Below are 21,955 nucleotides of genomic sequence, written 5' to 3'. Positions count from 1 at the left end.
GGCTACGGCTGCGCCGCCACGTGCTATCCGACGCTGGCGGGACCGTCCGCCGCGCGCGTACGTCTGCAGCGCGACGGCCGCACGCGGGTCGAGATCGCCGGCCATGAGATCGGGACCGGCGCCTACACCGTCATCGCCCAGACTGCGGCCGAGCGGCTCGGCGTGCCATTGGAGAAGGTCGCGGTCTTCATGGGCGACAGCGACCTGCCGCCTGCGCCGGTTGCCGGCGGCTCCAATTCCACCGCCAGCACCTGCTCGGCCGTGATGATGGTGTGCGATCAGATCCGACAGCGGTTGTTCAAGGCGCTGATGCCCAGCGACAGCCTTGCCGACAAGGCCAAGGAGACCGTCGGCATCAGCCCGGCTCCCTCGACCCAGGCGGCCAAGGGCGATCGCTCGCTCGACATCGAGAAGGCGTTCGATGCGCTCGGCGTCGGCGTGGTCGAAGAATATGGCGAGTGGAAGCCGGAGGGCGCGCCGCTGGATTCCTTCAGGGCCATGCACAGCGGGCAGGTCCGGCTGATCGGCGGCCATCAAATGAAGGACCAGATCGCCTATGCCTTCGGCGCCGAGTTCGTCGAGGTCCGCGTCAATCGCTTCACGCACGAGATCCGCTGTCCCCGCCTGGTCGGCGCGTTCGCGGCAGGCAGGATCATGAATCCGCGCACCGCGCGCAGCCAGCTCATGGGTGGCCTGATCTGGGGCATGTCCTCGGCGCTGCTCGACGCCACCGAGATCGACAAGCGCAATGCGCGCTACGTCAACGACAATCTTGCCGATTACCTCGTGCCCGTGAATGCCGATGTGCCCGGTGTCGAGGTCATTCTGCTCTCCGAGGAGGATGATCGCATCAACCCCGTCGGCGTGAAGGGCCTCGGCGAGCTTGGCAATGTCGGCACCAATGCTGCGATCTGCAATGCGGTCTACCATGCCACGGGACAGCGTATCCGCAGGCTGCCGGTTCGGCTCGAAGATATCGAGCTCTAAAGGGGGTGGAAACGGCGACCGCCTTGGGTTAGACACCTCCCGCCTCAAACGGAAGGTGTTTTATGCAGCGTTTCCAGCGCGCGCTCCTCGCCCTGATGTCGGCACTCGCGATCACCGTGATCGCCAGCGTGTCGCATTACGTTTCCACCACGGCCTCGGCCCAGACCGCAGGAAAGACCATGACCACAGCTTCAGGCTTGCAGATCATCGACTCCACCGTCGGCACCGGTGCCTCGCCGCAGCCCGGCCAGATCTGCGTGATGCACTACACCGGCTGGCTCTATGAGAACGGCCAGAAGGGCAAGAAATTCGACAGCTCCGTCGATCGCAAGGAGCCGTTCGAGTTTCCGATCGGCAAGGGCCGCGTCATCGCCGGCTGGGACGAGGGCGTTGCCTCGATGAAGGTCGGCGGCAAGCGCACGCTGATCATCCCGCCGCAGCTCGGCTACGGCGCCCGCGGTGCCGGCGGCGTGATACCGCCGAATGCGACGCTGATGTTCGACGTGGAATTGCTCGCGGTGAAATAACTGACGTCGTCACGCCCGGGCTCGTCCCGGGCATCCACGATCTTCGTGCCGCGCGGTCAAGACGTGGATGGCCGGGTCAAGCCCGGCCATGACGGATGAAATCGATACAAGCAAAAGACCGGCCTTAGGGCCGGTCTTTTCACTTTCAATCTTACGCGCGTCACTCCGCCGCGCGGCGAGCCGCAGCGGCGGCGCGATCCATCGCGTCCTTCGCGGCGTCCTTGGCATCGCCCATGGCCTGCTGGCCCTTGCCCTTCACTTCCTGCACCACGCCCTCGCCTTTCATGCGATCGGATCCGGTGGCTTCACCGACGCCCTGCTTGGCCTTGCCGATCGCCTCGTTGGCGGTGCCCTTTATCTTGTCGGTCGTGCTGCCCATGAAAATCTCCTTTCGATTTGCTTGGAATGACAACGCTGGGCGGCTATGAGGGTTCCGATTTTGGCATGGCTTGCGGCTGCGGCTTTGGGTTAGTTTGCCGCGCACGGAACCAACAGAAAGCAAGTCCCATGACCGGCCCTGACCATTCGCATTCCCACCATGACCATGGTCATCATCATGATGACCGCTGGAAACATGACGGCGTGCGGGTCATTCCCGGCAATCAGCTCGATACCAACGTGCCGTCGACAGCGGGCATGGACCGTGCGGCCGCGATCAATTTCGCCCGCGTCGGCGCCCAGAAATTGTGGGCGGGCACCGTCAGCATCAAGCCGGATGCCAAGACCGGCGCGCATCACCACGGCCATCTCGAAAGCGTCATCTATGTCGTGAAGGGCAAGGCGCGCATGCGCTGGGGCGAGAGCCTGCAATTCACCGCGGAAGCCGGCCCCGGCGACTTTATTTTCGTCCCGCCCTACGTGCCGCACCAGGAGATCAACGCCAGCCCCGACGAGGTGCTGGAATGCGTGCTGGTGCGCAGCGACGGCGAGGCGGTGGCCATCAACCTCGACATCGAACCGGTCGAGAAGCCCGAGACCGTGCTGTGGATCGACCCGGTGCACCGGGATCCCAACGAGAAGAAGTAAGGCCCCGCAGTCGGGGTCCGAAAAATTTGTCGGAAGTGATGTCGGATGGCGGCCTGGCCATCCGTCCTTGGCCAGAACCCCGCCAAGGAGCTTCCGATGCCCAAGATGATCTTCGTCAACCTGCCGGTGACCGACCTCAAGCGCGCGACTGCCTTCTATGAGGCGGTCGGCGCGGTCAAGAACCCGCAATTCAGCGACGAGACCGCGAGCTGCATGGTCTTTTCCGAGACCATCTTCGCCATGCTGCTGACCCACGACAAATTCCGCCAGTTCACGCCGAAGCCGATCGCGGACGCCAGGACCTCGAACCAAGCGTTGTTCTGCCTGTCCGCGGACAGCCGCAGCGAGGTCGATGACATCGTTGGCAGGGCGGAGGCTGCAGGAGGCATTGCCGATCCCAGCCCGAAGGACGAATACGGCTTCATGTACGGCCGCAGCTTCGAGGATCCGGACGGCCACATGTGGGGCGTGAACTGGATGGACCTTTCAGCCGCCCCTCTGCAGCCCGACCTGGCGAACGCCTGAGCCGAAACAGCAGACCTCAAGAGGAGCATTCACCATGTCCAAGCTCGTGCCCTGCATGTGGTTCAACGGCGATGCCGAGGACGCTGCAAAATTCTACGTCTCGCTGGTCCCGAATTCGGCGATCACACACGTTCAGCGCAACGTTTCGGACGGCCCCTCCGGCAAGGAAGGCTCCGTGCTCGTCGTCGAGTTCACCGTGGCCGGACAGAAGCTGGTCGCGCTCAATGGCGGCATGAAGATGGAATACACCCACGCCATTTCGCTGATGATTCATTGCGACGACCAGGCAGAGGTCGACAGTGTCTGGAACGCGTTCCTCGCCCATGGCGGCAAGGCGGAGCAGTGCGGCTGGCTGAGAGATCGCTGGGGCGTGGCCTGGCAGATCGTGCCAAAGGTGATGTTCGAGTTCCTGTCGAGCCCGGACAAGGCCGCAGCCGCGCGCGCGATGCAGGCGATGATGAAGATGGTCAAGCTGGACGCCGAGGTGTTGCGGCGGGCGTTCGAGGGCAAGTCGGCGGCGTGAGGGCGGGTCGCTCTCGCCACATACTCACTGTCATCGCCCGGCTTGACCGGGCGATCCAGTACTCCGAGACGGCAGTGATTAAACCGATGGGCCGCGGCGTACTGGATGCCCCGGTCAAGCCGGGGCATGACAGCGGAATGTGAGGCGGGATTCTCGCCGCTAATAGTTGATCCGCAGCCCCACGCCGCCGTGGATCGTGTTGCCGACCGGCTGCGGGCCCAGCGTGCCGTTGGCGAAGAGGTCCACGATCCAGCCCTTCTGCACGCGGAAACCGAGGCGGCCGCCATATTCGAACCAGCCCTGGTTACCCATGGTCGGCACCACCGTGCCCTGGCCGGTCACTGTGGCGACGATGCCGCTGTGGCTGGCGAAGGACTGCACCCAGCCGCCATTGATGTTGGTCTCGATGCTGCTGCCGAACAGATGCGTCCACTGGCCGCCGATCTTGACGAGGCTGGTGCGGTCGGTGCCATCAGCGATGCTGGCGTCGAACGGATTGAACGCCACCGCGCTGTCGCGATAGCCGGAGACGCGTTGCCAGAGCTGCCAGACCTCGATCGAGGCCGCGACCTCGTCGCGCGGCGAGAGGCGGCTCATCCAGCCGGCGCGGCCGTAAACGGCGTAGTTGGACGCGTTGGTCGAGCTCGTCACGGTCACCGGCCCGAGGCTGGTGTCGTAGCTGCGCGTGTAGCGCGCCTTCTCCCATGGGGTCAGGATCGCGCCGACGTCGAAGAACGGGCGCGACGAGCCCCAATCGGTGAAGTCGTAGCGAAGCGCGAAAGCGCCGATCGGTGCGCTCGTGATCTCGTAGCCGCGCCCTTCGTAGTGCGTATAGGCGATGCCGGCGAGCAGCGAGAGATTGTTGGTCAGCGCCTTGCGACCATGGATGCCGGCCGAGAACGAGCCGGCCGAGCCGAACGCGCTGATGCAGTCGCCGCAATTGATCTGCTCGTTGACGCCGAGCAGCACGGTGCCGAGCACCCGGTTGGTGATCATCTGATTGAAGCGCTGATTGGCAAGGCCGCCGATCGAATTGCCGCTGGAATCCGCGCCCGTCGGTCCCGACGGCGACGGAGCCGGGCTCGGTGAAGGCGACGGATAGGGGCTGGGCGATGGGGAGGGGGTCGGCGTGGGCGAGGGATTCGGCGACGGGGAATAGGTCGGGGACGGATATGGCGACGGCGAATAGGTTGGGGACGGAGTGGGCTCTGGTTCACCGCACTCGGACCCGCACTCCGAGGCCTGTGCAGCCGCCGGGCGGGCATCGAACGTGACGAGCGCAAACGCCGCAGATGCGGCCAGCGCAGCGGCAAGGATGAGGCGCCGAACGGTGAATTTCGCCATCGTCAGCGCCCGCACAGCATGGCGTCGTCCTCGACGGCAGGCGTGATGGTCGGCGAGGCGCCGGCATACTGGTTGACTGCGCACAACCCGGCGCTCGCGGCGCAATTGGCGGCGAAGGTCCAGGGCGGCGTGTTGCTCTTGGTGATGCTCACCTTGCCGCCAGTCGAGGTGATGATGGCGGTGTCGCCGGGCTGGGTGAGTTGCACGCACTGGGCGCTCCTCGTGCACACGCTGGCCGCGCCGTCCTGAAGCACAACGACGGAGCGCCCGCGCTGCGAGAGAATGTCGAGCGTGGTGCCGCGCACGCCGATGGTGGCGAGCGGTGTCGTGATCTTGTAGGCGGCCTTGTCGGAGCGTCCGGTGACGAAGCGGAAGGCGCCGGTGGTCATGCGGATCGCGACGTCACGATAGCTGTGCTCGTCGTTGAAGACGGTGCGGTCGAGCTTCAGCGTGGCGCTCGGCCCCAGTGATAGATTGGTGCTGTCGGCCATCACGAAACGCGCCGCGCTGTCGGCGCCGGTTCGCACGGTCTCGTCGCGCAGCATGCTGTCGCCGACATTGATCGGCGTCGTGGTCGCGGCGACGCGCACCACTTCGTTCTGAATGACGACAGCCTGGCCGACGCGCGTCTGCGCTTCGGCGCCGGATGCCGCACAGATTGCGGCCGTGAGCAGTGTGGAGAAAAGGCAAAAACGCAAATTCATTTCGCAACCGATCGATGTGTCCCTGATCGTACCGGATCGCGCGCGCTTCTGATGTGGCGGAATTATCACAAGCGGCGCAGGACCTGCGTCATGCTTAGTGACAGTTGCGGCAGAATGCGTTCAATGACGGGAAGCAGTTTATTTTTCTCCGCGGTGAAGCCAATTTGCCACGCAAGACAGCCCCACAAGAGATGCGCGAATTGCCTGCGGTTCCTCAGGTGTCGCGGAGTGCAGTGATTGCTGTCGCGATCTTCCTGATCGCGCATCTGGCGCTGTTGATCGGCGTCGTCACGCCGGAAAAATTCGTGTTCGATGAGGTGCATTACGTGCCGGCGGCGCGCCAGATGCTGACGCCCGCGATGTCGCAGCCGATGCTCAATCCGATGCATCCGCCGCTGGCCAAGGAGATGATCGCGGCATCGATCGCAACGTTCGGCGACAACGCGCTTGGATGGCGTTATCCCGCGACCTTGTTCGGCGCGCTCGCGATCGTCGCGATCTATCTGTGTGGACTCGCGTTGTTCGCCGCGCAGGGGCCGGCGATCGCCGCCGCGCTGATCGCAGCCTTCAACCAGATGCTGTACGTCCAGGCGCGCATCGCGATGCTCGATGTCTTTGCGCTCGGCTTCGGCCTGCTCGCCACCGCCGCCTTCATGCATGGGTTTCGCAGAGAGCGGCCGCAAGCGCTGTTCGCGGTGGCGGGCAGCCTGTTCGGCCTTGCGGCCGCGTGTAAATGGAGCGGCCTGTTCCCGCTCGGCGTCTGCATCGTCATTGTTGCGGTGATCCGCCTGATGCAGGGCTGGCATACGCTGTTCGCCGACGCGAAGCCGGACGACTGGTATCGGCCGGAGCTTTGGCCCGGCCTGAAGTTGCATCATGTCGCGCTCTGCTTCGCCGTCCTGCCGGCATTGGCTTATCTTGCCGCCTTCGTTCCGCTCTACGGATTGTCGCTGCCGGACTTGATCGAGGCGCAGCGGCGGATCTTTGCCGACAACACCACGACGGCCATCGCCGGCCACACCTATATGAGCGCATGGCCGTCCTGGCCGCTGCTCGCGCGCCCGGTCTGGTTCCTGTTCGACAAGACCGCGGAGGACCACATCGCCGCGATCGTCTTCCTCGGCAATCCGCTCGTGCTGTGGCCGGCTCTGCCTGCACTCGCCATGGTGCTGCGCGATTTCATCGTGGCGCGGCGCTGGGATGCATTCCTGATCGCCACATTCTATTTCGGTCCCTGGCTCGCCTGGGCGTTGCTGCCGCGCACGCTGGGCTTCATCTATTACTATCTGCCGGCCGCGACCGCGGCGTCCCTGGCACTGGTCTATGTGCTGCGCCGCGAGGGTCTGCCGCGCTGGCTGTTGTGGGCTTATGTCGGCGTCGCGGCGGCCGGCTTTGCGGTGATGCTGCCGATTTCCGCGGCCTTCGTCGGCACCTCGATGGGGGGCTTCAACCGGCTGATGCTGTTCCAAAGCTGGATATGAGTTCGCCGCCCGCCGGGCTGCGGCAGGCGGCGTGTTTTACTCCAGGAGCCGAGAATCATTTCGCTGCGGTCTTGGTGTCCATGTTCACGACCTGGACCCGGCGGTTCATGGCGTCAGTGCCGTTGGCGGCATCCTTCAGCTTCGTCTCGCCGTAGCCGACGGTGACGAGATCGTTGCCGTTGAGGCCGTAATTCTGCATCAGGTACTTCTTGATGGTGTCGGCGCGCCGTTCGGAGAGACCTTGATTGTATGCTTCGCCACCGGTCGCGTCGGTGTGGCCGGCGACCACGAAGGTCGAGCCCTTCAGCGCTGGATCGGACAGCGCCTTGCCGAGCGCCTGCACCGAGGCCATCGAGGTCTTGGCGATGTCGGCCGAATTGTAGTCGAACTGGATCTCCAGATCGATCTTCGGCTTGGTGGCAGCGAGCTCGGCGATCTGCTCGCGCTCGCCTGTCGAGAGCGACCGGGTCGAGCGGTTGCGCACGGTGTTCAGGAAGGTCGCCTCCTTGGCCTGCACGGTCGTATCGGTCTGGGGGCCAACGGACAGGCCGCGGGTCGCCGGCTTCGGCTTCAGCGCATCGACGATCTGGCCGGCGGAGATGTTGTTGTCGCCAGCCAGCGCAAGGCCGGCCGTCATCGACAGGACGGCTGTCAGGGTGATCGCCGTCAGTCCAAAAGACTTATTGAAATGGGTCATGGTGGTATCCTCGCTGTTACGCCTGATGGCGATTTGATGCTGCGAGCGTAGGGCAGGTTCAACGGCTCTGATGTGATCTTGGTCACATTCGAAACGGCGAGCCGAGGTCACTTTGCTCCGGTTCGAATCATTCGCACTTTGCTTTCGAGCCGGCCGTATTGGGTTCCGGGAAACCCGAACGTCGCAAAGGCGTCGCCTCACCGCCCGCCCGCGAACAAGAATTCGTCCAGATGTCCGCCTAACACACTTCAATCATTCGATAATTTGACGCGAGGGGAGCCGAGTTCCGTCCTGTGCCGAGGCCAAGTGACTATCAGCGCGACTATCAATTCCATCGCAGCGGCCCGACGGATCGGACAGTGACTCTGAACGCAATGCCCATCTATATCGGTGCGGCGATGATCGCGGTGGCCATCCTGCTCTCGACACTGATCACCGGGATGACCTCCCGCTATGTCGGGCTCGAAGGGCCGACCGACGAGAACGTCTGGCTGGTCGATCGCCTCACCGGCAGTGTCTATCGCTGCCAGGCAGAAGGACGTGGCAAGGCCATCTGCGACCCGGAGGTCGCCACCGGCAGCGTCGGGGAGCGCCCAAAAGCCGCACGCTGAAAAGCGGGTATCACTGCAGCGCAGCAACGAAATTGTCTTTTCCCTGCAAACTTGTGGCTGAAGAATGGCGGTGGGTTGGCCGGCATCAGGCCGGCTGCCTACTCGAGGAGAGAACTTGATGAAGACCCTGTTGCTCGCGACGGCATTCGCCGCACTTGCTCTGTCCCCCGCATCCGCCGCCAAGATGGCGTGCACCAGTGCAAACATGGCAAAGCTCGTTGCCGGCATGGGCGGCGAAGACACGCCCGCCAAGATCGCGGCGAGGAAGTCGATGGCCGCGGCCAATTCCGACATGAGCAAGGGCAACATGCGTGGAGCATGCAAGCACTATATGAACGCCGAGAAGTCGATGGCGATGAAGAAGTAGGCTTCCGCCTGATCCCCACACGTCATGGCCGCGCTGGCAGCAGATGGCAGCGCGGCCTTTTCGCGTCCCTGCTTCTTTGCCTCGCGGCGAATCCCGCTACATTGCACGCTGCAATGCCCCGCACGTCCAAACCGCTTCCGCTCTCGACGACACAGGCCCGGCAGATCTGGCTGCATGCCCAGCGGCTGACCGACCGCGCTCCGTTCGGCGAAGGCGCAGAGGCCGTCTCGGCCGCCGTCGCCCATCTCGGCTATGTGCAGATCGACACCATCAACGTCATCGAGCGTTGCCATCACCACATCCTGTTCAGCCGGATCCCGTCCTACCGCCGCGCCGATCTGCGCCACGCCCAGAGTGTCGACAAGACCGTGTTCGAGTACTGGACGCACGCGCTCTCCTACGTGCCGGCGAACGACTTCCGCTTCTTCCTGCCGGCGATGCGCGAGCACCGCCGCGAGGGGCACAAATGGTTCGCCGCGGTGAAGCCGGCCGACACGCGCAAGGTGATGCGGCTGCTGCGCGGCGGGCCCCTGACGATCCGTGACATCGACGACGACGTGCTCGTCGAGAAGGAGCATCTGTGGCAGAGCCGCAAGCCCTCGAAGCGGGCGCTGCAGCTCGCCTTCTATACCGGGGCGGTCACCATCAGCGCGCGCCAGGGCATGCTCAAGACCTACGAGCTGACGACGCGTCATTTCGGCTGGGACAGGCTGCCGAAGCCGGCGCCGGCAAGCGAGATCACGGCCTATCTGCTCGACCGCGCGTTGCGCTCGCAGGGCGTGGTCAGCCTCGATTCGGTCTGCCATCTCGATGCGCCCAGCAAGAAGCCGGTCGCGCGCCTGATCACCTCGCGCGTCCGCCGCGGCGAGCTCGTGCCCGTCGCGATCGAGGGCGCCGGTAAGCAGGAGCACTGGGCCTCGCCTGCAGCGCTTGAGCCGCATGAGGTGTCGCCCGATCTCGTCCACATCCTCTCCCCGTTTGATCCCCTGATCATCCAGCGCAAGCGCACCAACCTCATCTTCGGCTACAACCACCTGTTCGAAGCTTATGTGCCGAAAGCCAAGCGCAAGCTCGGCTATTTCGCGCTGCCCGTGCTGGTCGGCGACGAGATCGTCGCCGCGCTCGATCTCAAGACCGACCGGCAGAACAAGAAGCTGTTGATGCAGAAATGGACCTGGGTTGGGCAGGGCAGGAAGACGGCGGGCCGCAAGGAGCTGAAGCGCGTGATCGAGGAGGAGCTCGACCGTTTCGAGCGGTTTCAACTGGCGGAGTGAGGCTTTGTAGGATGGGTTAGTCTTGTAGGGTGGGCAAAGCGAAGCGTGCCCACGTCTTGCCTATTCGATGACGAGACGTGGGCACGGCGCTACGGCGCCTTTGCCCACCCTACGGGACCGCGCATGGCAACGCGATCGATCCACATGCCAAACGCAATCCCAACCGAATAGGCCAGCAAATTCCAAAGCGAGAAGATGCGGCCGAGCAGCAACGCGCCGGCGGTGGTGAGGCGGAACGCATCGAGCCAGGGAGTATGCATCAGGCGGGAGAACTCGACGACTGCCGCGATCACTATCGCGATGGCTGCGAGCTGGCTCCGTGTCAGCCGCGGCAGCACGACTCCTGCCAGCAGAAACACCATCGTCGCCCACAGCAGCGAGCCGCCGTACTTCACGATGAACGCAGGCAGGCCGAGCGGGAAGCCGTACCAGCGAAGGGACAGCCCACAGGCAATCACTGCGAGCGCGAAAGCAGCGCGGATCAGTGAGGTCCGTAGAGGCGCAACAGGCGTGCCCGGCTGCGTCTCGTGCATTGCTTGCTCCATTGACTCTTTGCTCGCGATGCTGAAAACGGCCGCAGACCCGAAAAAAGCAACAACCCCGGGGGAAGCCATGAGCCAGACCACGACCTATGCCGGTTCCACCGGTGCCACCAAGTCGGACATCGAAACCTCGACCATCCGCGCCATCTCCTGGCGCCTGATTCCGTTCCTGGTGCTGGCCTACTTCTTCTCCTATCTCGATCGCGTCAATCTCGGCTTCGCCGCGCTGACCATGAACGCCGATCTGAAATTCACGCCGCTGATCTACTCCTGGGGCGCCGGCATCTTCTTCATCGGCTATTTCATCTTCGAAGTGCCGAGCAACCTCGCGCTGGAGAAATTCGGCGCGAGCCGCTGGATCGCCCGCATCATGGTGACCTGGGGCATCATCTCGGCGCTGATGGCGGTGGTCAGCGGCGTCACCAGCTTCTACGTCCTGCGCTTCCTGCTCGGCGTCGCCGAGGCCGGCTTCTTCCCCGGCATCATCCTCTATCTCACCTATTGGTATCCGGCCGAATATCGCGCCCGCTTTCTTGCGGCCTTCGCGATCGCGGTGCCGGTCTCGACCGTGATCGGCGCGCCGATCTCGGGCCTGTTGCTCGGGCTCGACGGCATGATGGGCCTGAAAGGCTGGCAGTGGCTGTTCATCATCGAGGGCATCCCATCGGTGCTGCTCGGCATCGTCACCTGGTTCTATCTCACCGACAAGCCGGAGAAGGCGGACTGGCTCTCGGCCGAGCAGAAGGCCTGGCTGAAGGCGAAGCTGGATGCGGAGATCGCGGCCAAGCAAGCGGTGAAGCATTTCTCGCTCGGCGAGGCGCTGTCTTCACCGAAGGTGATCGCGCTCAGCCTGGTCTATTTCGGCTTCGTCGGCGCGCTCTACGGCATGCAGTTCTGGCTGCCGCAGATCGTCAAGGCGTTCGGTCTCACCAACGCCCAGACCGGATTCGTCACGGCGGTCCCGTATCTGTTCGGCACCATCGCCATGATCCTGTGGGCGAGGCATTCGGATGCGAGCCGCGAGCGCGTCATGCATGTCGGCGCGCCGCTGCTGCTCACCGCAGTCGCGCTCGGCATCTCCTCCTATCTCACCGATCCCACGCTGACGATGGTGGCGCTGACGGTGGCCGCGATCGGCGTGTTCTGCTGCTTCGGTGTGTTCTGGACCCTGCCGACCGCCTGGCTGTCCGGCACGGCGGCCGCAGGCGCCATCGCGCTGATCAACTCGATCGGCAACCTCGCCGGCTTCGGCGGGCCGTACCTGATCGGCTGGGTCAAGGAGGCGACGGGCCAGACCTCGACGGGCCTCTTGGTGCTCGCCGTGCTGCCGTTGATCGCCGGCATCCTGGTGTTCGTCGGCGGCCACGACAGCAAGCACGAATTCTCCGACCGGGGGCGGTGAGGGGATTTTTGTAGGTGGGCAAAAGGCGCGCACTTCGCGCGCTGTACCCACCATCTTCTCCGCAGAGTGGTCTGGTGGGCACGCTCCGCTTTGCCCACCCTACAATACACCTCGCGGCCAGGCCCCTTCACGAATTCCTGATGACTGACGATTATTGACTTTTATCAGTGAACAGTCGACATTCCTCTCAATCGAGATGCAGGAGTGTCCTTCGATGTTCGTCCGGTCGATTTTGTCGAGCTATTCCAAGCTTTTCGCAGGAGCCGCGCTCGCCCTGATGGCCGTTTCGCTGGCAGGGTGCAATGATACCGTCGCCGAGAAGGCCGAGCCGCCGCGGCCGGTTCTGGTGGCAACCGCCCACTACGCTGCCGAGACCCCGGAGCGCAGCTTCGTCGGCACTATCCGTCCCAGGATCGAGAGCGATCTCGGCTTCCGCGTCGCCGGCAAGGTGGCCAAACGCCTCGTCGAAGTCGGCCAGACAGTCGAAGTCGGCCAGCCGCTCGCCACCCTCGACGAGGTCGACCTGAAGCTCCAGGCCGAGCAGGCCGTTGCCGAGCAGACCGCCGCAACCGGCGTGCTGGCCCAGGCCGCCGCCGCCGAGCAGCGCGCCAAGGACCTGAAGGCCAAGGGCTGGACCACGGACGCCCAGCTCGACCAGAGCCGCGCCGCCGCCGATGAAGCCCGTGCGCGCTTGAACCGCGCCGAGCGCTCGGTCGAACTGACCAAGAATTCCCTTTCCTACGCGACGCTGGTTGCCGACGCCCGCGGCGTCGTCACCGCAACGCTGATCGAGCCCGGCCAGGTGGTTGCCGCGGGCCAGGCTTCGATCCGTGTCGCCCGCTTTGCCGAGAAGGAAGCGGTCGTCGCGATCCCTGAGACGCTGGTCGGACGCGCCAAGTCGGGCGTCGCCAGCGTCACTCTCTGGTCCGAGCCGAACAAGAAATACACGGCCAAGCTGCGCGAGATCGCGCCGGCAGCCGATCCCGCCACGCGCACCTATCTGGCAAAGTTCTCGCTGCCCGAGGCCGACGACAAGGTCGCGCTCGGCATGACGGCGACGCTGACGCTGTCGGATGCCGCGACCGAGCGCGTCGCGCGGTTGCCGCTGTCGGCGCTCTTCAACGAAGGCGGCAAGCCCTCCTTCTACGTTGTCGACGACAACGGTGGCGTCACCCTCAAGCCGGTCACGGTGAAGTCCTACGAGAGCAAGGACGTCGTCATCACCGGCGGCGTCGAAGAGGGCGCCAAGATCGTTGCGCTCGGCGTGCAGAAGCTCGATCCCGGCCAGCGGGTGCGGATCGTGTCGTCCTTGTCGTTCTGATCCGTCGTTTGAAAGTCTAGTCCTTCGGACCATCCCGGAATGACAAGAGAAGTGAGTTACGTCGTGTGAGGTGAGTTTCGGCCTTTGTCCCTAAGCAAAGGCTGAAGCGGCGAAGCGATCCAGAACCTGCCCAGCCCCCTGGATTGCTTCGCTGCCTCGCGACGACGGTTTGAGCAGAGCGGCTGTCGTTGTTTGCAACTGGATCGTCTTTCGGAGAGTGCGATGAAGCGCTTCAACCTTTCGGCCTGGGCCGTCAGCCATCCGACGCTGGTGCTCTTCCTGATGATCATCCTCGGCGTCGCCGGCTTCTTCTCCTATGAGAAGCTCGGCCGTGCCGAGGATCCGTTCTTCACGGTGAAGGTGGTCAACGTCTCCGTGATCTGGCCCGGCGCGACCGCGCAGGAAATGCAGACCCAGGTTGCCGATCCCATCGAGAAGAAGATCCAGGAGCTGCCCTATTTCGAGAAGGTGCAGACCTATTCCAAGCCCGCCTTCACCGCGCTCCAGGTCACCTTCCGCGACAACACGCCGCCGAAGGACGTGCCCTACCTCTTCTATCTCCTGCGCAAGAAGCTGGTCGACGTGCAGGGCCAGCTGCCGTCCGGCATTCTCGGGCCCGTCGTCAACGACGAGTTCTCCGACGTCGATTCCATCCTCTACATGATGACCGGCGACGGCGCCGATTATGCCCAGCTCAAGAAGGTCTCCGAAGGTTTTCGCCAGCGCCTGCTCAAGGTGCCCGGCGTGACCAAGGTCGACGTCTACGGCAACCAGGATGAGCGCATTTTCGTCGAGTTCAGCCACGCCAAGCTCGCCACGCTCGGCATCACGCCGCAGGCGCTGTTCGATTCGCTCGCCAAGCAGAACAACGTGACGCCGGCCGGCACGGTCGAGACCTCCTCGCAGCGCGTGCCGCTGCGCGTCACCGGCGCGCTCGACGGTGCCAAGGCCGTCGCCGAAACGCCGGTCGAGAGCAACGGCCGCGTGTTCCGTCTCGGCGATATCGCCACCGTCACCCACGGCTATGTCGATCCGCCGAGCTTCGTCGTGCGCCAGGAAGGCAAACCCGCCATCGGCATCGGCGTCGTCACCGCCAAGGGCGCCAACATCCTCGATCTCGGCAAGGAGGTCGAGAAGGCCACCGCCGACTTCATGAAGGCGGTGCCGCAGGGCATCGACGTCAAGCTGATCGCCGACCAGCCCAAGGTGGTCGAGCACGCCGTCGGCGAGTTCGTGCACTCCTTCATGGAAGCGCTCGTCATCGTGCTGTTCGTCTCGTTCCTGGCGCTCGGCTGGCGCACCGGCATCGTGGTCGCGCTGTCGGTGCCCCTGGTGCTCGGCATCGTCTTCATCGTCATGAACACGATGTCGCTCGACCTGCATCGCATCACGCTCGGCGCGCTGATCATCGCGCTCGGCCTGCTCGTCGACGACGCCATCATCGCGGTTGAGATGATGGTGGTGAAGATGGAGCAGGGCTGGGACCGCATGCGTGCGGCGTCCTTTGCCTGGGAATCTACTGCGTTTCCGATGCTCACGGGGACGCTGGTCACGGCCGCTGGGTTCCTCCCCATCGGCTTTGCCAATTCCGCGGTCGGCGAATATGCCGGCAGCATATTCTGGATCGTGGCAATCGCGCTGGTCGCCTCCTGGTTCGTGGCGGTGATCTTCACGCCCTATATCGGCGTCAAGCTGCTGCCCGAGATGAAGGCGCACCACAACCATGATCCGCATGCGGTCTACGAGACCCGCATGTACCGCGGCCTGCGCGCCATCGTGAAATGGTGCGTCAACCACCGCATCACCGTGGTGGTCGCGACCGTCGGCGTCTTCGCCGCCTCGATCGTCGGCTTCGGCCAGGTCCAGCAGCAGTTCTTCCCACTCTCGGAGCGCCCCGAGCTGTTCCTGCAGCTGCGCCTTCCGGAAGGCACCGCCTTCAACGTCACCGAGAAGGCGGTGAAGAAGGCTGAGACGCTGCTCAAGGACGACAAGGACATCGAGACCTATACCGCCTATGTCGGCCAGGGCTCGCCGCGCTTCTGGCTCGGCCTCAACCCGCAGCTTCCGAACGAGGCCTTTGCCGAGATCGTCATCGTTGCCAAGGGGGTCGAGGCGCGCGAGCGCATCAAGGCCAAGATCGAGACCGCGGCCGCCGAGGGCTTTCTGACCGAGGCACGCGTGCGCGTCGACCGCTTCAATTTCGGTCCGCCGGTCGGCTTCCCCGTGCAGTTCCGCGTGATCGGCCCGGACGCCAACAAGGTCCGCGAGATCGCCTACCAGGTCCGCGACGTCATGCGGGAGAACAAGAGCGTCAAGGACGTCCAGCTCGACTGGAACGAGCAGTCGCCCTACCTCAAGCTCGTCGTCGACCAGGACCGCGCCCGCGCCATGGGCCTGACGCCGCAGGACGTCTCGCAGGCGCTGGCGATGCTGATCTCGGGCTCGCAGGTCACAACCGTGCGCGACGGCATCGAGAAGGTCGGCGTGGTCGCCCGCGCGATCCCGTCCGAGCGCCTCGACCTCGGCGGCGTCGGCGATCTCACCATCACCTCGCGCAACGGCGTCGCCGTGCCGCTGCAGCAGATCGCTCGAATTGAATATGCCCATGAGGAGCCGATCATGTGGCGGCGCAACCGCGACATGGCGATCACCGTGCGCTCCGACGTTGTCGACGGCGTGCAGGCCCCTGATGTCACCAACCAGATCACGCCGAAGCTGAAGGCGATCAAGGATCACCTCGAGCCGGCCTACCGGATCGAGCCGGGCGGCGCGTTCGAGGAATCCGCCAAGGGCAACGCCTCGATCTTCATCCTCTTCCCGGTGATGGTCATGGTGATGCTGACGCTGCTGATGATCCAGCTGCAGAGCTTCTCACGCCTGATCCTGGTGTTCCTGACCGCGCCGCTCGGCATCGTCGGTGCCTCGCTTGGCCTCAACGTCGCCAATGCCCCGTTCGGCTTCGTGGCGCTGCTCGGCCTGATCGCGCTCGCCGGCATGATCATGCGCAACACGGTCATCCTGGTCGACCAGATCGAGACCGACGTCAGCCACGGCCTGACCCGGCGCGAGGCGATCGTCGAGGCGACCGTCCGCCGTGCCCGGCCGGTGGTGCTGACGGCGCTCGCCGCCATTCTCGCCATGATCCCGCTGACGCGCTCGGCCTTCTGGGGCCCGATGGCGATCACCATCATGGGCGGCCTGTTCGTCGCGACCTTCCTGACGCTGCTGTACCTGCCGGGCCTCTACGCCCTGTGGTTCCGCAAGAGCCTGGACGAGGCCGGAACGCCCGAGCAGCCGGCCGCGCCGCAGCATGGGAGCGATGACCCGCACGCAATTCCGCTTGCCGAAGCGGCTGAATAGATGAGAAGACTGTTGACCAGCGAGTCCTGACTGATGGCCCTTGTTTCGGAACATATCGAAGTCGACACCCGGGATCGCATCCTCGAGGTGGCCGAGCGGCTGTTCCGCCAGATCGGCTACCAGAAGACGACCGTCGGCGACATCGCCAAGGAGCTCAGGATGAGCCCCGCCAACGTGTATCGCTTCTTCGAATCGAAGAAGGCAATCCATCAGGCGGTGGCCCGCTCGCTGATGGGCGAGGTCGAGCTGGAGGCGCAGCGGATCGTGGCAAGGCCCGGTCCGGTGCTGCCGCGCTTCCGCGAGCTGCTCATCACCATTAATCGCATGAACACCGAGCGCTATGTCGGCGACAACAAGCTGCACGAGATGGTCGCGATCGCGATGGAGGAGGACTGGGAGGTCTGCGTCGCCCATATGGAGTGCATCGCCGGCGTCATCGGCCAGATGATCGCGCAAGGCGTCGCCTCCGGCGAGTTCGAGGCGCCGGACCTGCAACTGGCCTCGCTGTGCGCCTGCACCGCGATGATCCGCTTCTTCCACCCCCAGATGATCGCCCAGTGCGCCACCAAGCCGGGCCCGACCATCGACCAGATGATCGATTTCGTCATCGCGGGTCTGTCGCCGCGCCACTGACGGGCGGGGCGTTTTCTCCTATAAGCAGACTGATCGCCCCGGCACGACCGCCGGAGGCGGACCGGGACGGACCCACAAACTCCGTCATTGCGAGCGCAGCGAAGCAATCCAGACCGTCTCCGCGGAGGGATTCTGGATTGCTTCGCTGCGCTCGCAATGACGAAAGGAAGCAGCGCGTGACCGACAAAGACCTGTACTTCTACGAACCCTCCAAGGGCCACGGACTCAAGCACGACCCCTTCAACGCCATCATCGCGCCGCGGCCGATCGGCTGGATCTCCTCGCGCGACGCCAGGGGCCACGTCAACCTCGCGCCCTACAGCTTCTTCAACGCGTTCTGCTACGTGCCGCCGATCATCGGCTTCTCCTCGACCAACTGGAAGGACACGGTGGAGAACATGCAGCAGACCGGCGAGTTCGTCTGGAATCTCACGACGATGGATCTCGCCAAGCACATGAACGCGACCGCGGCGCATGTCGCTCCCGAGGTCGACGAGTTCGAGGTCGCGGGCCTCACCGCCGTGCCCGGCAAGCTCGTCAATGTCCCGCGCGTCGGCGAGAGCCCCGTCGCCTTCGAGTGCAAGGTGTCCGACATCGTCCGCCTCAAGGGCGCCAATGGCAAGGAGGCCGACGCCTGGCTGACGCTCGGCGAAGTCGTCGCCGTCCACATCGACAAGGCCTTGATCAAGGACGGCGTCTACCAGACCGCCGCCGCCCGCCCCATCGTCCGCGCCGGCCGGCGCGGCGATTATTTCGAGATCAAGCCGGAGAACATGTTCGAGATGGTCCGGCCGGACTAGGCCACTTCCGTCATTCCGGGGCGACGCGCAGCGTCGAGCCCGGAATCCATTCATCGACCAACGCTGCGGCACGATGGATTCCGGGCTCACGCTTCGCGTGCCCCGGAATGACACTGGAGAGACATTCAGCCCCCACCCCTCCCGGAACTGCACCCCGCCCCGCCGTTATGGCTCGGGCGGCCGCCCGGCCGCGTCAATGTTGCAGGCGAGATGCTCGCCTCCGCCAGCCGATTTCCGCTAAAATGCCTGTTAACCGCGCCGATGCATGAGGTCCGCCATGAGCTTCCGCCGCGACACCATCACAAAGCCGATCTTCTCATGGGCGCGCGGCGTGCTGCCGGCGATGTCCGACACCGAGCGCGAGGCGCTGGAGGCGGGGGACGTCTGGTGGGATGCCGATCTCTTCACCGGCAACCCCGACTGGTCGAAGCTGCTGAAGGTCCCGCAGGCGACGCTGACGGACGAGGAGCGGGCCTTCCTCAATGGCCCAGTCGACGAGCTCTGCGCCATGCTCGATGAGTGGAAGATCTTTTGGGAATCGCGCGACCTGCCGCCGGACGTCTGGCACTTCGTCAAGCGCGAGAAATTCTTCGGCATGATCATCCCGAAGGAGTACGGCGGCCTCGGCTTCTCGCCCTACGCGCATTCGGAAGTGGTGCGCAAGATCTCGACGCGCTCGATCGCGGCCGCGGTCACCGTGATGGTGCCGAACTCGCTCGGCCCGGGCGAGCTCCTGATGCGCTTCGGCACCACAGAGCAGCAGCAGCGCTGGCTGCCGCGCCTCGCCGACGGCCGCGAGATTCCCTGCTTCGGCCTCACCAGCCCGGAAGCCGGCTCCGACGCCGCCTCGATGGTCGACACCGGCATCATCTGCAGGGGCGAATTCGAGGGTCGCGAGGTGGTCGGCCTCCGCCTCAACTGGCACAAGCGCTACATCACGCTCGGTCCGGTCGCGACGCTGCTCGGTCTCGCCTTCAAGGCCTATGATCCCGATCATCTCGTGGGGAGCCAGGAAGAGCTCGGCATCACCGTGGCGCTGATCCCGACGAACCTGCCCGGCATCGAGATCGGGCAGCGTCATCTGCCCTCGATGCAGGTCTTTCAGAACGGCCCGAATTGGGGCCGGGACGTCTTCATCCCGCTCGACTATGTCATCGGCGGCAAGGAGCGGCTGGGGCAGGGCTGGAAGATGCTGATGACGGCGCTCGCCGCCGGCCGCGGCATCTCGCTGCCGTCGCTGTCGGCGGCCGGGGCCGCCTATGCCGCGCGCACCACCGGCGCCTATGCGCGCATCCGCGAGCAGTTCGGCATCTCGATCTCCAAGTTCGAAGGCGTCGAGGAGCCGCTCGCCCGCATCGTCGCGACCGCCTACCAGCTCGACGCCGCGCGCCGGCTCACCTGCGCGGCACTGAACGCCGGCATCCATCCCGCCGTCATCTCCGGCATCATGAAGCTGCACGCGACCGAGAGGATGCGCACCGCGGTCGACGATGCCATGGACATTCATGGCGGCAAGGCCGTGATCGACGGTCCGCAAAACTATCTCGGCAATCTCCACCGCGCCGTGCCCGTCGGCATCACAGTGGAAGGCGCCAACATCCTGACCCGCAATCTCATCGTGTTCGGACAAGGAGCTATCCGCGCCCATCCTTACCTGCTCGACGAGATGAACGCGCTCGCCGATAGCGATCGCGAGCGCGGCCTCGGCGCGTTCGACAAGGCGTTCTGGAAGCATGTCGGCCACAGCTTCAGGACACTCTTCCGCGCCATGGGTCGCAGCTGGACCTTTGGCGCATTCGCCCCAGTGCCCGATGCGGGCGATGCCACGCCCTTCTATCGCCAGCTCTCGCGCTACTCGGCGGCCTTTGCGCTCTGCGCCGACATGGCGCTGCTGACGCTCGGCGGCGCGCTCAAGCGCAAGGAAATGCTGTCGGCCCGCTTCGGCGACATCCTGTCCGAGCTCTATCTGCTCTCGGCCGCGCTGAAGCGCTGGCAGGACGAGGGGCGGCAGAAGGAGGATTTTGCCGCGCTGGAATGGTGCATGGCGACCGGGTTCAAAACCATCGAGAACCGGCTCGCCGAAATCCTGGCCAATCTGCCGAACCGCTTCGTCGCCGGCTTCCTCAGGCTCGTGGTGCAGCCGTTCGGCGCCCGCGTGCTCGGCCCGTCCGACCGCATCGTGCACCAATGCGCTGCCATCGTGCTGGAGCCGTCGGCGGCACGCGCGCGCCTCACGCCGGATCTGGCCCATGTCGACGACGACGGCGGCTTTGCCCGGCTGGAGCGCGCGTTCAAGCTGGTCGCGGCGACGGATGCGATCGCCAGGCGCATGCGTGCTGCGCATATCCGCGACTGGAAGGAGGCGGTGACCAAGGGCGTAATCACGCAAGCCGAGGGCGAGCAACTCGCCGCTGCCCGCGAAGCCGTCACAAAAGTGATAGAGGTCGACGATTTTGCGCCGGAGGCGCTGTCGCCGATTTACAAGAAAACCGTCAATGTGCATCAGTTCTTCCAGGAACTCGGTGAGCAGAGGGCGGCGAGCTGATGGCACGACCGGTATTCATCGTCGACGGCAGCCGGACGCCGTTCCTGAAGGCGCGTTCGGGGCCAGGGCCGTTCACGCCGGTCGATCTCGCCGTGCAATGCGGCCGACCGCTGCTGGCGCGCCAGCCGTTCTCGCCCGATAGCTTCGACCAGGTCATCCTCGGCTGCGTCAACGTGATCGCGGACGAGATGAACCCGGCCCGCGTCGCCGCGCTCCCGGCTCGGCATGGGCGAGGACATGGTCGCCATCACCGTGCAGATCAATTGCGGCTCGGGCATGCAGTCGATCGACACCGCCTACCGCTATATCCGCGAAGGCCATGCCGACATGGTTTTGGCCGGCGGCACCGAGGCGCTCAGCCACGCGCCGCTGGTCTGGCCGAATTCCGGCGTGCGCTGGTTCGCCGGCCTTGCCACCGCAAAGGGCATGGCCGCGAAGCTCGCCTCGGCGTTCAAGCTGAGGCCGCGCGATCTCAAGCCGATCATCGGCCTCGAGCGCGGCCTGACCGATCCCGTCACCGAGCTGAACATGGGCCAGACAGCCGAGGTCGTCGGCCATCTCTTCGGCATCACGCGCGCGCAGTCGGATGCCTATGCGGCCGAGAGCCATCGCCGGCTCGCGCATGCGCAAAGCGCGGGTTATCTGAAGGGCGAGGTCGAAACCGCGTTTTCCCGCGACGGCAAGTTCTTCGACCACGACGATGGCGTGCGTCCGGACTCGACGGCGGAGACGCTCGCCAAGCTCCGGCCGGTGTTCGAGCGGCCGTGGGGCCAGGTCACCGCCGGCAATTCCTCGCAGATCACCGACGGTGCCTCCTGGGTGATCCTCGCCTCCGACGTCGCCGTTGCAAGGCACAAGCTGACGCCGAAGGCTGCGATCGTCGACAGCCATTGGGCCGCGCTCGACCCCAGCATCATGGGGCTCGGTCCGGTGATGTCGGTGACGCCGCTGCTGAAGCGCAACGACCTCACCCTCAAGGACGTCGAGACCTGGGAGCTGAACGAGGCTTTTGCAACGCAAGTGCTCGGCTGTCTCGCCGCCTGGAACGACGACAAGTTCTGCCGCGAAATATTGCGGCTCGACGGCGCTGCCGGCGAGATCGACCGTGAGCGGCTGAACGTCGACGGCGGCGCGATTTCGCTCGGCCATCCCGTCGGCACCTCCGGCAACCGCATCGTGCTGCATCTCGTCAATGCGATGAAGCGGCTCGGCACGCGGCGCGGAATCGCCACCGAATGCATCGGCGGCGGGCTCGGCGGCGCCATGCTGATCGAGGCGGTATGACC

The 21,955-nt window shown here is 64.9% G+C and carries 20 protein-coding genes and 1 pseudogene; 16 read left to right on the top strand and 5 right to left on the bottom strand.

The annotated features are described in order from the left end of the window. On the top strand, nucleotides 1–987 hold a 987-nt coding region (locus XF30_RS33295), incomplete at its 5' end, for a xanthine dehydrogenase family protein molybdopterin-binding subunit (RefSeq protein WP_146207815.1). Nucleotides 988–1,049: 62 nt separating this feature from the next. Beyond that, entirely contained in the window at nucleotides 1,050–1,514 is a 465-nt protein-coding gene (locus XF30_RS33290; protein ID WP_109145027.1) for an FKBP-type peptidyl-prolyl cis-trans isomerase, read from the top strand. A gap of 160 nt (nucleotides 1,515–1,674) precedes the next feature. On the opposite strand, the gene XF30_RS33285 is transcribed toward XF30_RS33290, so the two are convergent. Beyond that, nucleotides 1,675–1,893 carry a CsbD family protein gene (locus tag XF30_RS33285; protein WP_036013900.1) on the bottom strand — a complete coding sequence of 73 codons (219 nt, stop codon included), beginning with the start codon at nucleotides 1,891–1,893 and terminating at the stop codon, nucleotides 1,675–1,677. A 128-nt stretch (nucleotides 1,894–2,021) separates the two neighbouring features. Between XF30_RS33285 and XF30_RS33280 the strand changes: the two genes are divergently transcribed. The 3 genes from XF30_RS33280 (at nucleotide 2,022) to XF30_RS33270 (ending at nucleotide 3,588) form a co-directional block, all read left to right on the top strand. Then, nucleotides 2,022–2,540, top strand: coding sequence for a cupin domain-containing protein (locus XF30_RS33280; RefSeq protein ID WP_036024770.1), 519 nt, complete (start codon nucleotides 2,022–2,024; stop codon nucleotides 2,538–2,540). Nucleotides 2,541–2,636: 96 nt separating this feature from the next. Further along, on the top strand, nucleotides 2,637–3,065 hold the full coding sequence (locus XF30_RS33275; protein ID WP_109145948.1) for a VOC family protein: 429 nt from the start codon (nucleotides 2,637–2,639) through the stop codon (nucleotides 3,063–3,065). A gap of 34 nt (nucleotides 3,066–3,099) precedes the next feature. Beyond that, nucleotides 3,100–3,588 (top strand): VOC family protein, encoded by a 489-nt coding sequence (locus XF30_RS33270; RefSeq protein WP_109145026.1) that lies wholly within the window; start codon nucleotides 3,100–3,102, stop codon nucleotides 3,586–3,588. A 159-nt stretch (nucleotides 3,589–3,747) separates the two neighbouring features. Here the strand turns inward: XF30_RS33270 and XF30_RS33265 are convergent, their stop codons facing one another. Both XF30_RS33265 and XF30_RS33260 read right to left on the bottom strand, forming a co-directional pair. Beyond that, the gene (locus tag XF30_RS33265) at nucleotides 3,748–4,932 is read right to left on the bottom strand and encodes a hypothetical protein (RefSeq protein ID WP_192893325.1); all 1,185 of its coding nucleotides are present in this window, start codon (nucleotides 4,930–4,932) and stop codon (nucleotides 3,748–3,750) included. A 2-nt stretch (nucleotides 4,933–4,934) separates the two neighbouring features. Beyond that, a complete protein-coding gene (locus XF30_RS33260) occupies nucleotides 4,935–5,636 on the bottom strand; it encodes a FecR family protein (RefSeq protein ID WP_192893324.1) in 702 nt (233 codons plus the stop codon). A gap of 191 nt (nucleotides 5,637–5,827) precedes the next feature. On the opposite strand from XF30_RS33260, the gene XF30_RS33255 reads away from it, so the two are divergent. Beyond that, nucleotides 5,828–7,117 carry a phospholipid carrier-dependent glycosyltransferase gene (locus XF30_RS33255; protein ID WP_244609117.1) on the top strand — a complete coding sequence of 430 codons (1,290 nt, stop codon included), beginning with the start codon at nucleotides 5,828–5,830 and terminating at the stop codon, nucleotides 7,115–7,117. Between the two features lie 55 nt (nucleotides 7,118–7,172). Here the strand turns inward: XF30_RS33255 and XF30_RS33250 are convergent, their stop codons facing one another. Further along, nucleotides 7,173–7,814: an OmpA family protein gene (locus tag XF30_RS33250; RefSeq protein WP_036013891.1), complete on the bottom strand. Its 642-nt coding sequence runs from the start codon at nucleotides 7,812–7,814 to the stop codon at nucleotides 7,173–7,175. A 374-nt stretch (nucleotides 7,815–8,188) separates the two neighbouring features. Between XF30_RS33250 and XF30_RS33245 the strand changes: the two genes are divergently transcribed. From XF30_RS33245 to XF30_RS33235, 3 genes are all read left to right on the top strand, one after another. After that, nucleotides 8,189–8,425 carry a hypothetical protein gene (locus tag XF30_RS33245; protein ID WP_036013890.1) on the top strand — a complete coding sequence of 79 codons (237 nt, stop codon included), beginning with the start codon at nucleotides 8,189–8,191 and terminating at the stop codon, nucleotides 8,423–8,425. A gap of 118 nt (nucleotides 8,426–8,543) precedes the next feature. Continuing rightward, nucleotides 8,544–8,792 (top strand): hypothetical protein, encoded by a 249-nt coding sequence (locus tag XF30_RS33240; protein WP_036013887.1) that lies wholly within the window; start codon nucleotides 8,544–8,546, stop codon nucleotides 8,790–8,792. 113 nt (nucleotides 8,793–8,905) lie between these two features. Continuing rightward, nucleotides 8,906–10,066: a winged helix-turn-helix domain-containing protein gene (locus XF30_RS33235; protein WP_109145023.1), complete on the top strand. Its 1,161-nt coding sequence runs from the start codon at nucleotides 8,906–8,908 to the stop codon at nucleotides 10,064–10,066. An 89-nt stretch (nucleotides 10,067–10,155) separates the two neighbouring features. Here XF30_RS33235 and XF30_RS33230 read toward each other — a convergent pair whose 3' ends face one another. Continuing rightward, nucleotides 10,156–10,599, bottom strand: a complete 444-nt coding sequence (locus XF30_RS33230; RefSeq protein WP_192893323.1) for a ribosomal maturation YjgA family protein — start codon at nucleotides 10,597–10,599, stop codon at nucleotides 10,156–10,158. Between the two features lie 79 nt (nucleotides 10,600–10,678). Here XF30_RS33230 and XF30_RS33225 point away from each other — a divergent pair, with 79 nt between their 5' ends. The 7 genes and pseudogenes from XF30_RS33225 to XF30_RS33195 all read left to right on the top strand — a co-directional run bounded on the left by XF30_RS33225 (nucleotide 10,679) and on the right by XF30_RS33195 (nucleotide 21,953). Continuing rightward, nucleotides 10,679–12,010, top strand: coding sequence for an MFS transporter (locus tag XF30_RS33225; protein ID WP_109145946.1), 1,332 nt, complete (start codon nucleotides 10,679–10,681; stop codon nucleotides 12,008–12,010). A gap of 214 nt (nucleotides 12,011–12,224) precedes the next feature. Further along, a complete protein-coding gene (locus tag XF30_RS33220; protein ID WP_109145021.1) occupies nucleotides 12,225–13,331 on the top strand; it encodes an efflux RND transporter periplasmic adaptor subunit in 1,107 nt (368 codons plus the stop codon). Nucleotides 13,332–13,553: 222 nt separating this feature from the next. After that, nucleotides 13,554–16,691, top strand: a complete 3,138-nt coding sequence (locus XF30_RS33215; protein WP_109145020.1) for an efflux RND transporter permease subunit — start codon at nucleotides 13,554–13,556, stop codon at nucleotides 16,689–16,691. Between the two features lie 33 nt (nucleotides 16,692–16,724). Next, a complete protein-coding gene (locus XF30_RS33210) occupies nucleotides 16,725–17,324 on the top strand; it encodes a TetR/AcrR family transcriptional regulator (protein WP_036013870.1) in 600 nt (199 codons plus the stop codon). 176 nt (nucleotides 17,325–17,500) lie between these two features. After that, the gene (locus XF30_RS33205) at nucleotides 17,501–18,124 is read left to right on the top strand and encodes a flavin reductase family protein (RefSeq protein ID WP_036024785.1); all 624 of its coding nucleotides are present in this window, start codon (nucleotides 17,501–17,503) and stop codon (nucleotides 18,122–18,124) included. A gap of 277 nt (nucleotides 18,125–18,401) precedes the next feature. Beyond that, entirely contained in the window at nucleotides 18,402–20,669 is a 2,268-nt protein-coding gene (locus XF30_RS33200; protein WP_192893322.1) for an acyl-CoA dehydrogenase, read from the top strand. Then, nucleotides 20,669–21,953: pseudogene (locus XF30_RS33195) on the top strand (acetyl-CoA C-acetyltransferase). The gene XF30_RS33200 and the pseudogene XF30_RS33195 overlap by 1 nt, the downstream one beginning before the upstream one ends. Nucleotides 21,954–21,955 lie beyond the last annotated feature (2 nt).

Source organism: Bradyrhizobium sp. SUTN9-2, assembly GCF_003122645.1.
Lineage (GTDB): Bacteria > Pseudomonadota > Alphaproteobacteria > Rhizobiales > Xanthobacteraceae > Bradyrhizobium > Bradyrhizobium yuanmingense.
This window is presented reverse-complemented; position numbering and strand designations above follow the sequence as displayed.

Coding starts and splice junctions, on each gene's coding strand:
- XF30_RS33290 (WP_109145027.1), top strand. CDS start 1,050: ATGCAGCGTTTCCAGCGCGCGCTCCTCGCCCTGATGTCGGCACTCGCG.
- XF30_RS33285 (WP_036013900.1), bottom strand. CDS start 1,893: ATGGGCAGCACGACCGACAAGATAAAGGGCACCGCCAACGAGGCGATC.
- XF30_RS33280 (WP_036024770.1), top strand. CDS start 2,022: ATGACCGGCCCTGACCATTCGCATTCCCACCATGACCATGGTCATCAT.
- XF30_RS33275 (WP_109145948.1), top strand. CDS start 2,637: ATGCCCAAGATGATCTTCGTCAACCTGCCGGTGACCGACCTCAAGCGC.
- XF30_RS33270 (WP_109145026.1), top strand. CDS start 3,100: ATGTCCAAGCTCGTGCCCTGCATGTGGTTCAACGGCGATGCCGAGGAC.
- XF30_RS33265 (WP_192893325.1), bottom strand. CDS start 4,932: ATGGCGAAATTCACCGTTCGGCGCCTCATCCTTGCCGCTGCGCTGGCC.
- XF30_RS33260 (WP_192893324.1), bottom strand. CDS start 5,636: ATGAATTTGCGTTTTTGCCTTTTCTCCACACTGCTCACGGCCGCAATC.
- XF30_RS33255 (WP_244609117.1), top strand. CDS start 5,828: ATGCGCGAATTGCCTGCGGTTCCTCAGGTGTCGCGGAGTGCAGTGATT.
- XF30_RS33250 (WP_036013891.1), bottom strand. CDS start 7,814: ATGACCCATTTCAATAAGTCTTTTGGACTGACGGCGATCACCCTGACA.
- XF30_RS33245 (WP_036013890.1), top strand. CDS start 8,189: ATGCCCATCTATATCGGTGCGGCGATGATCGCGGTGGCCATCCTGCTC.
- XF30_RS33240 (WP_036013887.1), top strand. CDS start 8,544: ATGAAGACCCTGTTGCTCGCGACGGCATTCGCCGCACTTGCTCTGTCC.
- XF30_RS33235 (WP_109145023.1), top strand. CDS start 8,906: ATGCCCCGCACGTCCAAACCGCTTCCGCTCTCGACGACACAGGCCCGG.
- XF30_RS33230 (WP_192893323.1), bottom strand. CDS start 10,599: ATGCACGAGACGCAGCCGGGCACGCCTGTTGCGCCTCTACGGACCTCA.
- XF30_RS33225 (WP_109145946.1), top strand. CDS start 10,679: ATGAGCCAGACCACGACCTATGCCGGTTCCACCGGTGCCACCAAGTCG.
- XF30_RS33220 (WP_109145021.1), top strand. CDS start 12,225: ATGTTCGTCCGGTCGATTTTGTCGAGCTATTCCAAGCTTTTCGCAGGA.
- XF30_RS33215 (WP_109145020.1), top strand. CDS start 13,554: ATGAAGCGCTTCAACCTTTCGGCCTGGGCCGTCAGCCATCCGACGCTG.
- XF30_RS33210 (WP_036013870.1), top strand. CDS start 16,725: ATGGCCCTTGTTTCGGAACATATCGAAGTCGACACCCGGGATCGCATC.
- XF30_RS33200 (WP_192893322.1), top strand. CDS start 18,402: ATGAGCTTCCGCCGCGACACCATCACAAAGCCGATCTTCTCATGGGCG.